General features: G+C 68.9%; 9 protein-coding genes and 5 pseudogenes. 3 read left to right on the top strand and 11 right to left on the bottom strand.

Translation table 11 applies throughout. The features are described 5' to 3' along the window. Both AB0L21_RS28690 and AB0L21_RS28685 read right to left on the bottom strand, forming a co-directional pair. The coding region (locus AB0L21_RS28690; RefSeq protein ID WP_365787312.1) for a non-reducing end alpha-L-arabinofuranosidase family hydrolase at positions 1–663 on the bottom strand (663 nt) is incomplete at its 3' end. Between the two features lie 303 nt (positions 664–966). After that, positions 967–2,613, bottom strand: a complete 1,647-nt coding sequence (locus AB0L21_RS28685) for a glycoside hydrolase 43 family protein (protein ID WP_365703787.1) — start codon at positions 2,611–2,613, stop codon at positions 967–969. A 410-nt stretch (positions 2,614–3,023) separates the two neighbouring features. Between AB0L21_RS28685 and AB0L21_RS28680 the strand changes: the two genes are divergently transcribed. Beyond that, entirely contained in the window at positions 3,024–4,670 is a 1,647-nt protein-coding gene (locus tag AB0L21_RS28680) for an RICIN domain-containing protein (protein ID WP_365703593.1), read from the top strand. A gap of 377 nt (positions 4,671–5,047) precedes the next feature. Continuing rightward, a complete protein-coding gene (locus tag AB0L21_RS28675) occupies positions 5,048–6,733 on the top strand; it encodes a ribonuclease J (protein ID WP_365787310.1) in 1,686 nt (561 codons plus the stop codon). A gap of 126 nt (positions 6,734–6,859) precedes the next feature. Here the strand turns inward: AB0L21_RS28675 and AB0L21_RS28670 are convergent. The 4 genes and pseudogenes from AB0L21_RS28670 to AB0L21_RS28655 form a co-directional block, all read right to left on the bottom strand. After that, positions 6,860–7,125 (bottom strand): annotated as a pseudogene (locus AB0L21_RS28670) (IS701 family transposase); the annotation flags it as partial. A 297-nt stretch (positions 7,126–7,422) separates the two neighbouring features. Next, complete coding sequence (locus AB0L21_RS28665; protein WP_365703597.1) at positions 7,423–7,911, bottom strand: GNAT family N-acetyltransferase; 489 nt, start codon at positions 7,909–7,911, stop codon at positions 7,423–7,425. Between the two features lie 224 nt (positions 7,912–8,135). Continuing rightward, a pseudogene (locus AB0L21_RS28660) lies at positions 8,136–8,251 on the bottom strand (antibiotic biosynthesis monooxygenase); the annotation flags it as partial. Positions 8,252–8,416: 165 nt separating this feature from the next. Beyond that, positions 8,417–8,815, bottom strand: a complete 399-nt coding sequence (locus AB0L21_RS28655) for a DUF6234 family protein (protein WP_365787307.1) — start codon at positions 8,813–8,815, stop codon at positions 8,417–8,419. A gap of 250 nt (positions 8,816–9,065) precedes the next feature. On the opposite strand from AB0L21_RS28655, the pseudogene AB0L21_RS28650 reads away from it, so the two are divergent. Continuing rightward, positions 9,066–9,317 (top strand): annotated as a pseudogene (locus AB0L21_RS28650) (SOS response-associated peptidase family protein); the annotation flags it as partial. 385 nt (positions 9,318–9,702) lie between these two features. On the opposite strand, the gene AB0L21_RS28645 reads toward AB0L21_RS28650, so the two are convergent. The 5 genes and pseudogenes from AB0L21_RS28645 to AB0L21_RS28625 form a co-directional block, all read right to left on the bottom strand. Next, positions 9,703–10,710: a hypothetical protein gene (locus AB0L21_RS28645; RefSeq protein ID WP_365787305.1), complete on the bottom strand. Its 1,008-nt coding sequence runs from the start codon at positions 10,708–10,710 to the stop codon at positions 9,703–9,705. A 65-nt stretch (positions 10,711–10,775) separates the two neighbouring features. Then, complete coding sequence (locus tag AB0L21_RS28640; protein WP_365787322.1) at positions 10,776–10,994, bottom strand: hypothetical protein; 219 nt, start codon at positions 10,992–10,994, stop codon at positions 10,776–10,778. 183 nt (positions 10,995–11,177) lie between these two features. Further along, positions 11,178–11,584, bottom strand: a pseudogene (locus AB0L21_RS28635) (RHS repeat-associated core domain-containing protein); the annotation flags it as partial. Between the two features lie 384 nt (positions 11,585–11,968). Then, positions 11,969–12,883, bottom strand: a complete 915-nt coding sequence (locus AB0L21_RS28630) for a YceI family protein (protein WP_365703603.1) — start codon at positions 12,881–12,883, stop codon at positions 11,969–11,971. 561 nt (positions 12,884–13,444) lie between these two features. Further along, positions 13,445–13,630: pseudogene (locus AB0L21_RS28625) on the bottom strand (ATP-binding protein); the annotation flags it as partial. Between the last annotated feature and the right edge of the window lie 554 nt (positions 13,631–14,184).

Below are 14,184 nucleotides of genomic sequence, written 5' to 3'. Positions count from 1 at the left end.
TCCCGACACGTTCGACGCGTAGACCAGGTGCTTGCCGTTGTGCGTCACAGTGGTGAAGTCCTTCACCGAGACCCACCCGTTCGCCGGCTGCGCCAACGCACCTGTCGACGTCCACCGGTACGACGACGGAAGAGAACACGTTCCGTCCGGCGGGGTCGGGGTCCCGGACAGGCCGGTCCACTTCTGGTTGCTGCCGCCGTTGCACGTCCAGATCTGCACCGCTGTGCCGTTGGCCGTAGCGGCGCCCGCAGCCTCCAGGCACAGCCCGGACTCCACGCCGACGACCGTGCCGTCGGCGTTCACCCGCCACTGCTGGTTCGCACCGCCGCTACAGGTCCAGATCTGCACCCGGGTACCGGCCGTGGTGGCGTGGCCCGGAACATCCAGGCACATGTTGCCGTACACGGTGAGCTGGTTGCTGTCCGTCAGCGTCCACTGCTGATTGGTTCCGCCCGAGCAGTCCCAGATCTGCAGGTACGTGCCGTCGGTCTGGCTGACGTTCGGCACATCGAGACACCGGCCGGAACCAACGCCGCGCAAGGTGCCGCTGGTGGCCGCCTGAGCCGGGTTGGCGACGAGCGTCGCCGCCAACGTGACCAGGGCCGCAACCACAGTGGCGAGCACCACGGACAGACGTCCGCGGCTGAAACTTCGTCTGCGCATGGGGACCTCGTAATCCTGAGTACACGGTTCCGGTTGGCCCGTCAGAGGCCGGCCGGACTGTCGATGTGGTGCGGTTCGTAGCGGTCCGTGGGCACCGGACTGACCCCTTATGGCTTGCCGGTCCTGCGAGACCTCTGAAAGACCGGTGGCGCGCGGTGTCTTCGGGCTGCTGCGCAACGCACCGGCCTGTGACGGACGTTGCTCGTCGTGGCACAAGCCCGCCGCACGGTGCCCCCCACGTACTGACACTTCTCCTCGTACGGTCGGGTGCGGGTGACGGGTTGGCCGGGGCCGGCTTTCGGTTCAGGGCGTGGACAGCTCGAACCGCGTGACGCGGACCGAACCGCCGAGCGCCCGGGTGGCGTGGTTGAAGAGGGCGAACCGGTAGCCCATGAAGAACCGCCAGTCGTTGCCCATGGAGAACTCGGGTCCGAGGCGGGTGAACGAGACGCCGTCGGTGCTGTAGGAGAAAGTCCCCGGGCGTGCCGCGCCGGGGCGGATGTCCGCGCTCGCGCGCAGCCAGATGCGGCTGCCCGGAACGGCCGCGCTCGCGAGCTCGTAACCGGTGCCGGTGGTGTTCCAGTTGCCGTCCATGGTCAGACCGCTGACCATCACGACCCGCGTGACACCGCCCTCGCGTTTGAGGCCGATCCAGGCGGAGGAGTCACGCAGCAGTGCGAGTCCGGCCCGGTCGCCGTCCCGCATCGCGGAGTGGTCGAGCTGGACCGTGGCGGTGGAGGTGGGGCCCTGGATGCGGTGCGTCAGGGTGTTGCGGGCCCAGTACAGGTCGTTGGTGACGGTGGCGGTCTGGAGGGTCAGCCCGTTGCCGACCGACCACTTGGTGTTGTCCGGGTTGTGGTTCCACTCCCACCTCGGCTTGAGGGCTGGGCCGTCGAAGGTGTCGACGCCGGTCATGGGGGTGACCTCGCGGGGAGGCGGCGGCACGGCCGGGCTGGGATAGGAAGTGCCCCATGTGCCGTTCACCAGTTGGACGACGGGCCAGCCGTCCGCGGTCCAGGTGACCGGTGCCAGCGCGGGCACCCGGCCGCCGGGATAGGCGTCGACGAAGGCCAGGTAGTACCACGCGCCGTTCTGCGTCTGCACCAGACCGCCCTGGTGCGGGACGCCACCGCCGGGGACCGGCCCGCGCAGGTCGAGGAGCACCTGCCTCATCGTGTACGGGCCGAAGGGGCCGCCGGACGATTTCAGGATGTACTGCCCGTTCGCGGGGCGGGTCAGGAAGATGTAGTACTGCCCGTTGATCTTGTAGAAGCGGGAGCCCTCCAGGGTGCCGACGCTCGACGGGGCCGTGAACACCTGCTGCGTGCGCACCTGGGTGCGGCCGTCGGGGGAGAGCTGGGCCACGCTGATCGTGGTGTTGCCGTACGCCACGTACAGGGTGTCGTCGCTGTCGACCAGCAGCCCCGCGTCGTAGTAGGGCGTGCTGATCGTCGTCAGCCGGTTCCACGGGCCCTCGACGGCCGTTGCGGTGTAGAGGTACGTCCGGGCGAAGTCGATCTGGCCCAGCCAGTAGAACGTCCTGTTGCTCGGTCGGTAGGCCAGCGACGACGCCCAGATCCCTCTGACATAGCCACGGGCCCCGTTGAGGTCGTACTTGGCGCCGAAGTCGAGGACCGGCACCGAGTGGCCGGCGATCTCCCAGTGCACCAGGTCGTACGAGCGCAGGACGGGCGCGCCCGGCGAGTAGTGCATGGTCGAGGCCGAGGCGTAGTAGGTGTTTCCGACGCGGATGACGTCGATGTCCGCGAAGTCCTGCCAGATCACCGGGTTGGTGTACTCCCCGGCGGCGGCGTGGGCCGGTCCTCGGGCGGGAGCGGCTGCGGCGCGGGAGACGCCCGCCGGCGGGAGAACCGCGCCGGCGGCGAGGCCGGTGGCGGCCGTCAGCGCGCGACGACGCGAGAAAGACTGATCAAGCCATGGCCATGACATATGCATCTGGACATGCTCCTTGCGGCTCGGCCGTTGCGGTGGGCGCGACTCGGCGGTGACCTGCTGTGCGGGTTGAGCGGCACTGAAGTGTTCGTAATTCCGAACAAGAGTCGAGGTATCGAGCAACTGGATGATAGGGAACCGGTGAACAGCGTCAATACCTCTCGCATGATTCGCATAGAGAGCCGAAACATTCGGAGGCGTATATGAATGGAACGCCGCAGGCTGAGGCTGGCCGAATGGCTGTATGGCGCAAATCGACAGCCCTTCGGTGGTGCGGCGAGGCCGGTTTCGCGGATGGTGTTGACATGACCGGTCGGCTCTCTAGTATCCGTGCCACCCCGACTTTCCGAATGTCATCCGAAATTTCGAACCGTCTTCAGGTGATCCGCCGGGAAAAGGAGCCCCAGGTGCCCAGACGATCAGGTGGACGACTGCTCCGCCTCCTCGCCGCCGCCGCGCTGACCATCACCGCGTCCGTGACGGCCTCCGCCCACTCCACCGCCACGGCCGCGCCGGGCAGCCCGGCGCTCACCCCGCCGCTGGGGTGGAACAGCTGGAACAGCTTCGGGTGCGGGATCACTGAGGCCCAGGTGCGCCAGGCCGCCGACGCGATGGTGTCCTCGGGCATGCGGGACGCCGGCTACCGGTACGTCGTGGTCGACGACTGCTGGTTCGACCCGCAGCGTGACGCGGCGGGCAACCTGCGGGCCGATCCGGCCAAGTTCCCGAGCGGGATGAAGGCGCTCGGGGACTACATCCACGGCAAGGGGCTGAAGTTCGGCATCTACCAGGTGCCTGGGGAGCGCACCTGCGCACAGGCGACCGGCGGCTACCCCGGGTCGACCGGCAGCAGGGGCCACGAGACCCAGGACGCCGCCACGTTCGCCTCGTGGGGCGTCGACTACCTCAAGTACGACTGGTGCTCCTCCAGCGGTACCCGTGACGAGCAGGTCGCGCGGTTCACGCTCATGCGGAACGCCCTGCGCGCCACCGGGCGGCCGATCGTCTACAGCATCAACCCCAACAGCCTGCACGCCATCACCGGCTCCACCTACAACTGGGGCGAGATCGCCGACCTGTGGCGGACGACCGAGGATCTGCTCGACATCTGGCAGAACGGCAACACCAACAGCTATCCGATGGGCGTCGGCAATGTCCTGGACGTCACCGCGCCGCTGGCGGCGCAGTCCGGCCCGGGACACTGGAACGACCCCGACATGCTGGTCGTCGGCCGCCCCGGCCTGTCACTGACCGAATCCCGTTCGCACTTCGCCCTGTGGTCGCTGCTGGGCGCCCCGCTCATGGCCGGCAACGACATCCGCACCATGTCCGCGGACGTGAGCGCGATCCTGCGCAACCCCCGCCTGCTGGCGGTGAACCAGGATGCGCTGGGCGCGGGCGGACGCAGGGTGCGCGACGACGGCAACACCGAGGTGTTCGCCAAGCCGCTGTCCGACGGCTCGGTCGCGGTGGGCCTGTTCAACCGGGGAGGCAACACCGCGACGGTCACCTCGACGGCCGCACAAGTGGGCCTGTCCGGTGGGCCGTTCACCCTCACAGACCTGTGGACCGGCGGCACGTCGAGCACGTCCGGGCAAATCTCCGCGAGCGTCCCCGCGCATGGCGTGGCGGTGTTCCGGATGACTGGTGGCACCCCGCTGACCGCCACCACCTCGCGTCTGCGGGGCAGCGCGTCCGGCCGCTGCGCGGATGTGGACAACGCCTCCACCGCCGCCGGGGCCACCGTACTGCTCTGGGACTGCCACACGGCCGCCAACCAGCTGTGGACCACGTGGACGGGCGGCGAGATCCGCGTCTACGGCGACAAGTGCCTGGACGCCTACAACCAGGGCACCACCAACGGCACCCGTGTCATCACCTGGCCCTGCAACGGCCAGGACAACCAGAAGTGGACCCTGGGCTCCGACGGGTCGATCCGCAACGCCCACGCCGGGCTGTGCCTCGACGCCGACGGGACCGGCACGGCCAACGGGACCCCTCTGGTCCTGTGGAGCTGCAACGGCCAGGCCGGCCAGAGGTGGACCCGCGCCTGACCGAGGCCCGCGGCGGCCGGGGACCGGCCCGGCCGCCGCCCGCTTCGCACCTGACGGCACCGCCGTTGTCCTGGAGGCCGTACCGGTCACGGCGTCCGCCGCCCTGGACTTCTCCGTGCCCGCAGCGGCCACTACGGCGAGCCACCCTCCAGTCACTCCCACGGTTTCTTCCGGGTGATCGCGGGCGGGGTGCTCACCGCCCGCGCGACCCGGGATGCCACCTTGCGCGGGTCCCCTCTTGTCTTGGGGGCATCGGGGAGATGGGACGGATGCCGACCTGAGCGCCAGTACGTCTTCGGCGGCGGGTCGTATCGAGCGCTCGTTGAATGACACAGGCCATGGATCACCCCGTCCCGGTCACCAGGTACCGTCAGGGTATGAGTCATCCGCACCCCGAGCTGAAAGCCGCCCCACCCCTTCCCGAAGGAGGGCTGCGGGTCATCGCCCTGGGCGGCCTGGGTGAGATCGGCCGCAACATGACCGTCTTCGAGTACGCCGGCAAACTGCTCATCGTCGACTGCGGCGTGCTGTTCCCCGAGGAGACCCAGCCCGGCGTGGACGTGATCCTGCCGGACTTCACCTCGATCCGGGACCGGCTGGACGACATCGTGGCCGTGGTACTCACCCACGGCCACGAGGACCACATCGGCGGCGTGCCGTACCTGCTGCGCGAGCGGTCCGACATCCCCGTCGTCGGCTCCAAGCTGACACTGGCGTTCCTGGAGGCCAAGCTCAAGGAACACGGCATCCGGCCGCGCACGGTGCGAGTACGTGAGGGCGACCGACGCGGCCTCGGCCCCTTCGACTGCGAATTCGTGGCGGTCAACCACTCCATTCCCGACAGCCTCGCGGTCGCGATCCGCACCGGTGCCGGGATGGTGCTGCACACCGGCGACTTCAAGATGGACCAGTTCCCTCTCGACGACCGCATCACCGATCTGCGCGCCTTCGCCCGCCTCGGCGAGGAAGGCGTGGACCTGTTCCTCACCGACTCCACCAACGCCGAAGTACCCGGCTTCACCACCTCCGAGCGTGAGCTGAACCCGGCGATCGAGCAGGTGATGCGCACCGCACCGCGCCGGGTCATCGTCTCCAGCTTCGCCAGCCACGTGCATCGCATCCAGCAGGTCCTGGACGCCGCCCACCAGCACGGCCGCAAGGTCGCCTTCGTCGGCCGGTCGATGGTCCGTAACATGGGCATCGCCCGTGACCTGGGGTATCTGAAGGTCCCGTCCGGTCTGGTCGTGAGCACGAAGGAGCTGGAGAAGCTCCCGGACCACAAGGTCACCCTGGTGTGCACCGGCTCCCAGGGCGAACCGATGGCCGCGCTGTCACGGATGGCCAACCGCGACCACATGATCCGCATCGGCAAGGGCGACACCGTCCTGCTCGCCAGCTCCCTGATCCCCGGCAACGAGAACGCCATCTACCGGGTGATCAACGGACTCACCCGGTGGGGCGCCCACGTGGTCCACAAGGGCAACGCCAAGGTGCACGTCTCCGGGCACGCCAGCGCCGGCGAACTCGTCTACTGCTACAACATCGTCAAACCCCGCAACGTGATGCCCGTGCACGGCGAATGGCGCCATCTGCGGGCCAACGCCGACCTCGCCATCCGTACCGGTGTCGACCCCGAACGGGTCGTCATCGCCGAGGACGGCGTCGTCGTCGACCTCGTCGACGGGCGCGCCTCCATCACCGGCAAGGTCCCCGCCGGCAACGTCTACGTGGACGGCATGGAAGTCGGCGGCGCCACCGAAGCGTCCCTCAAGGACCGCCTCACCCTCGCCGCCGAAGGCGTGGTCACGGTGGTGGCGATCGTCGACGCGGACACCGGTGCCCTCGCCGAGGCCCCCGACTTCCTGGCCCGCGGCTTCGTCCACGACGACACCACCTTCGAGCCGGTCATCCCCGTCATCGAGAGGACACTGGCCACCGCAGCCGAGGAAGGCGTCGGGGACGCCCGCCAACTCGAACAACTCGTCGCCCGCGCCGTGGCGAACTGGGCGTTCCGCACCCACCGCCGCCAGCCCCTCATCATCCCCGTCATCATCGACGCCTGAGCCACAGCCCGGCAGCACGGTCCCCGTTCCGGCCGCGGCCCCGCCGGCTTCGAGGTCGGGCACGGGTTCTGGTTCAGCTGGTCGGCAGGGGCCGGCCGCAGGTTGTGCAGGTGCCGGTCCAGCACCTCAGCAGGTCCTGGAGCTTCCAGGACCTGGTCGAGAGTCAGACCGGCATCTGGGCTTTTGGTCGATCCGTCGCAGGGTGAGGAAGGCCTGGGCGGCGGTGACGAGGGTGACGTGATGGTGCAGGCCGCGCCAGACATCTTCGCCCACCGCACCAGACCGGCGACCGGCGTGGTGGCGGGCAGGTTGGTCATCCAGTAGCCGGTCGGCCCGTCGGCTTCTCCGGGCTGTTCGACCAGAAGAGTCCGCAGCGGCAGCACGCCGTCCCACCGGGTTGCATCCGCCGGCCTGTTCCTGGGCCGTGCGGCAGGCTTCCCTGCCCACGGCCGCACCACTACGTATCGCCGCGGCCGACCTCGATCGTGTGTGGAGCGAGCCGAGGTGTGCGCGATGTCGATGGCCCTGGGCGTGCCGGAGGTGAGGGAGTCGCCAGGAGAGGCCACCGGCGCAGGCGGTCCCCCGGCCAGGGCAAAGACGACGGCACACGGAGCGCGCGGCGTCCAGCGGTTCCTGCATGCCTGCCACCCTGCAGGCGAAGCAGGTGCCCTGCGAACCGGCACACCGCGTCATTCCGAAGGAATGCGGAACTCGAACTCGGGACGGTCCCACGGCACGGCGGGCGGGTTCGCGAGCGCGGTCCCGGTCCGCACTGCACCGACGCGGTGGTAGAAGTCCTCGGCGGGAAGATGCGACACGACCTTGACACGGTCGAGCCCGGCGGCACGGGCCTCGGACTGCATGTGCGCGACGAGCAGTCGTCCAATACCCCGTCCTTGCGCTTCATCGGCGACGAACAGCAGGTCGAGCTCCGGTGGAGCCAGGACGAGCGAGTAGAACCCGAGGACCCGGCCTCCCTGCTCGTCGGCGCCGACCGCTACGTAGGCGCGGTGGGCCTCGATGTAATCAGGACCGACCCGGTAGCCCGCGACTGCGGCTGCGTACTCACCCGCGTAGGCGCCTGAGCCGCGCACGATCCGCGTGAGCCGTTTGGCATCCCGCGCGACGGCCCTCCGTATCGTGATCGGCTGGCTGATCGGAGAAGTGCGTGAACTCATCGGGAGAGTATTTCGCACCGGGGAGTGCCCTCGTGCGGCGGGTCGGCTGCTCGGGCAGGCGTTCCCGCACCGCTCCCGGGAACCGCTCGTCCAAGCCCCGGTCGGCAGCGAGAAGGCCTGTTCCACGACGTAGCGGACCTTGCCCAGGCCCTTCATGTTCGGGGAACCCTCGCGGGAGATCACCGGCAGGGGTCGCCGCCTGAACGGCCCCCGTACGGGGCCTACAGGTGTGCCTGGAAGCCGTCCCTTTCCTGGTACCCGTCGAAGATCCAGTAGGCGCGCGGGCTCGGCGCTTGGTGTAGACGTCGAAGGCGAGGTTGCCGTCTTCCTCGCGCACCTTCTTGGGCGTAGTCGCGGTGCGGTTGCGCGGGCTTTCGGCGCGGCCACTGCGGTGTCATGTCCGCCGAGCCGGAGAAGGGCACCAGCGTCGTCCACCCGGCCAGTAGCCGCCGGCGCGCACCGTCCGGCGATGTCGTGGGGGTGGCTCTGTCGGCCCGCGGCGGTCTCAGCAGTTCGCGCTATAACGGATGCATCCGGGTGGCGGTGTGTGGCTGTGGTCCCACTCGTGCTGCGCGGCCGTCAGGGATCCGGCCGCCAGGACGGCAACCAGCAGGTGTGCGATCACCGTCCAGCGGGCACGGAAGATCGCCGCGAGGACTGCCAGGATGAGTACGGCGATCAGCAGTGTCCGTACCCGCCCGATGTGGGCGAGGCTGGCGGCATCAATCCGTGCTTGCTCGCCTTGCGCTGCCCATACCTCCAAGCCGTAGCCGTATATCCAGTCCAGCACGAGCCACGTGGTCTCGAACAGGAACAGCGGGATGGCGAGGGCGAGGTCCACACCTGGGCGTGTTCGGTGGGACCAGGGGCGCCGGCGTTCCGGGGCTGGAAGAGTGTCGGTCATGGGTGGAGGGTGCCGCCGCTGGTGGTGATGCGCATGAGTACCGGTACTCAACCCTGTTACCTCCGCGGACGCGTAGCGAAGACCAGTGCGTACGGGCTGGGCACGGCCGCTGCAGGGCGGGTGAGGCGGAACCGGTTCACCGCTGCTGGCGACGCCGGACGAGTCTCCGCCATCGCTGCCGCTGCCCGGGCAGCCCTCGGTCACCGCACCGACGCCGCGTCGGGCGACTGGACGGTGAGAAAGTGGTCGCATGTGCGGCCGATACGTCTCCACCCGAAGCCCGCACGACCTGGCGCAGCTGTTCCGCGTCACCGAGTGGCCCACCACGGAGGCGCTCCCACCGAACTGGAACGTCGCCCCGACCGACGACGTGTGGGCCGTCCTGGAGCACACCCCGCACGACGATGGCGATGCCGCAGCACCCGTGAGGGAGCTGCGGTCGCTGCGCTGGGGCCTGGTGCCGTCCTGGGCGAAGGAGCCGAAGATCGACGCGCGGATGATCACCCCCCGGAAGCCAGACGGTCGGCAAACCCCGTGCCGTGATCTGCCCGTCAGGTTGGGCCGCAAAGAACAGCGGTTCGGCCTGACCCTTCCGAAGGACGAAATCCTCACTGGCACACTGCCCTCCGCGATCATCAGAGACTGGCAGCGGCGAGACCGGCTCCTGGAACCCAGCCGGCCTGGCCTGTCGGCCTTGAGGACTTCCGCGCGGGTGTTGCCGCCGTCCTTGTCGGCGTCGACCCAGTGCTTGAAGGCGGTGCACTCGTAACCGGTACGGCCCTCGGTGCGCACCGGCAGGCCGGCGAGGGCATCCTGGACGGGCAGGCTAACGGCATCACCCCGTGCGGTGGCGGGCGGGGCGCCCGGTCGTCGGGGACGGCGTTCGCTCACTGAGTGACGAGGCGGAACGGGTGGTGCGGGTCGCGGGGGCAGACAGCGATGATCAGCCGCCCCCGGCCCGGTGAGACGCCTGTCGGCACGTTGGCGCCCATGACCCGGATGTCCTGCCGGTCCTCGTAAGGGACCCAGCTGGTGGTGGCGGAGTCCCATTCGTGCTGGTCGATGGTGAGCAGCGGAGTGAGCTCTGCGTCGCAGACCGAGCAGGCCAGGCGCGCGGGTCCGGTGAGGCTCCAGGCGATGTAGCCGCCGACCTTCCAGCCGGGGACCGTGGACAGGTCGCACATGTACTGTTCGTTCTGGTCCTCGCTCTCATTCTCTTCCTGCCCCTCCCACGCGTCGATGCGCTCCCGCACGTTCTCGGGGAGCTCTTCGAACCATGGGTGCTCGATGACTTCTTCGGGGTGCAGGGCACAGGGCGACGGGACGAGTTCGGGGCGGCCGACGACCTCGGGAACCGGCTGCTCGGTCAGCAGAGTGCCGGTGTCCCGCGAGTGCCGCCACCTCAGTTCGACGTGCATCTCGTGGCGGCTCTCACCGTGCCGTTCGAAGGGGCACCAGAACACTTGGAGCAGGTCTCCTGCCCCGGTGTCGGGCAGAGCGCGCACGTCCCGCCGGTACAGCTGGGTCACGCCGATCAGCGGGATGGGGTCGGTGTCGGCCAGGTGGGGCGCGTGTCGGCCTCGCTTGAAGCGGGAGAGCGCTTCAGTCTCCTCCGCGTTGGGGCCGGAACGCGGATCACGCCGCCAGGCCCGTTCCAGGATCTCCCGCTCGCGCAGCACGTCGGCGTAGCGGTGGCCGCTGCCTCGCTTGTGGGGGAGGGTGCACACGGGCCAGGGCTCGTCGGCGGGCCAGAGCATCGGGCCGCCGACGGAACTGTCCCGGGCCGTGGGGGTGCCGCGGCGTGGATGCAGCCGGGTCGCGGTGCGGCACAGCGCGGCCAGTTCGGGGACGACCGCTTCCACTTCGACGGGGCGAGGCGGGGTGGTACGGGGCATCGGCCGGGGCTTCCTGAAGGGGCTCGGGCGGGTTGGGGCGGCGGGGGCCGGGGCCGCAGGGAACTCTAGCGAGCCGGGGTGTCTCCCGGCCCTCGGTCAGGGTCTCCATCCGGTATGGCGGCGCGTACCCCGGCGGCGGTGTTGTCGAGCCAGCCGGTCAGTTCGAATCCGCGGTTGCCGTACGCGGCGTACTCGAGGCGGATGGGGATCGGGTTGGTCCCGATCGGCGCCTCGACCAGGTAGCGGAGGTACGGCGCGTTGGTGGGGTTGTTGGTCTGCGTCACCAGGTCGTGCCGGGCGTCGTGGTGGGTGCCCGCGCCGCGGAGGCGGTTGGCGAGGAGGTGGCCGCGGGCCTCGTTGAACGCGTTGCCGTTGCCGCGCCAGCCGGGCGGCCGAGATGGTCGTGCGGCTTGTAGCGGATGCTGCCGCCGAGTCCGCTCGCGCCGTCGGTCCAGGTGTACTGCTCCCTTGTGGCACGGGGCCAGGCCGATCGGGTCGTACAGGTGCAGCGGGCTGTCGACGTAGGCGACCGGGTTCGGTGCGGGCAGCAGGCCCAGCGGATCGGGGCTGACCTACCGGACGGTCGCCGGGTCGTAGTGCGGAAGAAGGTGTGGAAGAGGCCGGTCTCGGGGTCGAAGTACTGCCCCGGGTGCCGCGGCGGGGTGTGGGCGGTGGCGTCCGGGTTGACGGCTGTGGTGCCCCAGACGGTGGCGCGGCTGCGCCGGGCGATCGTGCCGCTGTCGTCTACGAGTTCGGTCGGGGTACCGACGACCAGGTCAAAGACCATGGCGAAGAAGCGGAAGTCGACCTCCTCGTCGGACCGCAGCATGCGCTCCTGCTGCACCAGCGGTCGGAAGCCGTCGTGCTCCCAAGTGTCGGGCCTGGGGACAGCCGCTTTTGGACGCGTTCGACGAGGCGTCCGGCGGCGTCGTAGCGGTAGTGGGTGTGTCCGGCGTTTCTGGCACGGTCGCCGACGCCGATGTCGTTGTGCTTGTGCAACCGGGAGGTGGCCTTCACCGCTACGACAAGACCGCCACCATCTACTCGCCGGACTCCACCTCGCCGCCACCTTCGTCCGGTCAGCGAGGTGATACCAAAGGAACGGCCCATGAGCGCCTGGGCCACCCCGAAGACTTCGCCCAGCTCGCCAGACACATGATCACAAACCAGTACGAGTCCAAGTCCGCCAACGCCTTCATGCCCGCCGGTAGTGAACGCAGGGCGCGCTTCCAGCCTCGATCAAGACGGACGCAGGTCCCTATTCCGGGGGCGTGGGCGTGTCATGAGTGCGATACATCGCCTGCACATCGAGCTCCAGTTGCACGGTTGGTCCCACCACCGCGATGCCACGAGCCAACATCGAGCGCCAGTTGAGGGTGAAGTCCTCACGGTGCAGTTCCGCCTTCGCGAGCGCCGCACAGCGGAGTTCCTGTTCGTAACCACCGTTCACGGTGCCCAGATAAGTGGTGTCGAGACTCACGGAGCGGCTCGTGCCGTGCATGGTGAGCGAGCCGTGCAGGGTCCACTTGGAGCCGCCTCGATAAGCGAACCGGGTGCTGTTGAAGTCGATGAACGGGTAGCGCTCGACATCAAGGAAGTCAGCCGAACGCAGGTGGTTGTCACGAGTGTTGTTACCGGTGGTGATGCTGGATGCGTCAATGCGTACGGAGACGTGAGAAGCAGCCATATCCGGCGCGATACGAATACCTCCTTCGAAGCGAGTAAAGCGTCCATGCACGTGAGCCATGCCCACGTGCTTCGCAATGAAGCGAATGGCGGTGTGCGGTGGATCAAACAACCAGGTGCCGGCGGGAGGCAGCTGCAAGTGACCGGCAGGCTCCAATGTGATGCGCGACGGTGGGGGTGTAACGCCGGCAACTATGTCGATGTTCTGGCGAGCCGGTGACAGACCGTCGGAGGCGATCAGCACGCTGTACGAGCCCGGTGGGAGGCTGGCCAGGAAGAGGCCATACGGATCGGTCATGCCCTGGACTACGACGCGGTGGTTGTTCCGCGTGCTCACCGTGACCTCAGCTCCGGCCATGGGCTGCCCAGTAGGGTCAGCCACCTCGCAGCCGAAGGCCCCCGCGCCGGGCGGGAGCGGGAGTGACAAGCTCTGCCCAGCACCTGAATTGCCGTTGGGGCGCCGACGTCGTAGTAGTCCGATGAGCATCTTGTGACCTTTGTTCGAACCAGTGGCTGCCCGCAGGCCGGCTCGATCACGCGCTGTCGCTAGGGCGCCGCAAACGGCGGGCACGCACGGGGAGCGGGTTACACAGTTGATCCTAGAACGAATTTCTCGGACCGGCGTGACGCGTGAAGACGAGCCGAGACACGGCACACGCCGGTTGTCGCCATCACATATCAGTACACGTCTGGGGCATACTCCCCAATCGACACGGACCTGCGGTGATACGCCACAGTGTTGAACAGCGCCCGTCCTCCCGACCGCCACCAAGACTTCGCACGACCTCCACGCTTCACCCCAGGGGTGGGTGGCCCACATCGCACGACAGGGGGTCCTACGGGGTGCTCCAGGCTGGAGTGAGTAGCGAGAGGGGCCGGGTTAACGCCGCACTCCCGGCCCCACGGCTGGCTCGAACAGGACACGACCCCAGCCAGAACGGGCGGGCCTGGACACGCGAAGGCCCCCCGGCGCGTGGGGGCGCGGATGTCTGCTCGTCGTACCCAGCGCACGCGCAGCCGACGGAAGCCGTGGAGCCAGGCAATGCCGACCGGTCTCGATGATGGTGCCGTTGCAGGTGAGGCGGTCTACGATCGCCGCGCAGAGGCGGGGATCGGTGAAGGTCTTGGTGCAGCCTCCGAAGGACTCGTCGGAGGCGATGACGACGCTGGTCTTCTCCTCGCGTTCGGTCAGGACCTGGAGGAGGAATTCGGCGCCGTGGCGGTTGAGTTCCATGAGTTGGGTCGGGGACGGGGCGCAGTGCACCGTTCCCGGCGTCAGTGTCTGCGGGGGCTGGTGGCCTGGGCAGCGAGCAATTCGGTGCACTCACGTGCGAGCGCGGCGATGCGGTACGGACCTACGCGGCGCGGGTCGGCCTGCTGCACCGGCTGAACACGGCTGGACACGGCTGGACACGTATCTTTCCGCACGGCACGCCCAGGAAGGCCCGGCCGTCGAGTAGCCTGGCCCACTGCCCATCGGGCCAGGCGGCCAGTACGTCACTGGTCTCGCCGTCGGTGAGGGTGACGCGGGCGTGGGGCATGCTGCCGTACTCGCCGACCCGGCGGCGGGACTTGTCCCGCGCGACCTCCTCACGGTCCCACCACCCGTGCTGCGCCGCCCGGCCCTGGAGACGAGCAGCAGGTGGTAGCGGCCGGCGCCGGTCATGCTGGGCGGACCCCTCACGACCGCCCCGACTCGCGGACGCCACCTCGGCTTACCCGGCGTAACATCCGGTGCGGTGATCACGCTGATGGTAGGTGACAGGTCCGCTCGCCCGTTGCGGACTG

The sequence above is a fragment of the Streptomyces sp. NPDC052721 genome (assembly GCF_040678315.1).
Lineage (GTDB): Bacteria > Actinomycetota > Actinomycetes > Streptomycetales > Streptomycetaceae > Streptomyces.
Note: the sequence above shows the minus strand (reverse complement) of the source record. Positions and strands in the feature narration are given on the sequence as shown.

What these genes read in the sequence shown, in the direction of transcription:
- AB0L21_RS28685 (WP_365703787.1), bottom strand. Translation starts at nt 2,613, where the DNA reads ATGTCATGGCCATGGCTTGATCAGTCTTTCTCGCGTCGTCGCGCGCTG.
- AB0L21_RS28675 (WP_365787310.1), top strand. Translation starts at nt 5,048, where the DNA reads ATGAGTCATCCGCACCCCGAGCTGAAAGCCGCCCCACCCCTTCCCGAA.
- AB0L21_RS28665 (WP_365703597.1), bottom strand. Translation starts at nt 7,911, where the DNA reads ATGAGTTCACGCACTTCTCCGATCAGCCAGCCGATCACGATACGGAGG.
- AB0L21_RS28655 (WP_365787307.1), bottom strand. Translation starts at nt 8,815, where the DNA reads ATGACCGACACTCTTCCAGCCCCGGAACGCCGGCGCCCCTGGTCCCAC.
- AB0L21_RS28645 (WP_365787305.1), bottom strand. Translation starts at nt 10,710, where the DNA reads ATGCCCCGTACCACCCCGCCTCGCCCCGTCGAAGTGGAAGCGGTCGTC.
- AB0L21_RS28630 (WP_365703603.1), bottom strand. Translation starts at nt 12,883, where the DNA reads ATGCTCATCGGACTACTACGACGTCGGCGCCCCAACGGCAATTCAGGT.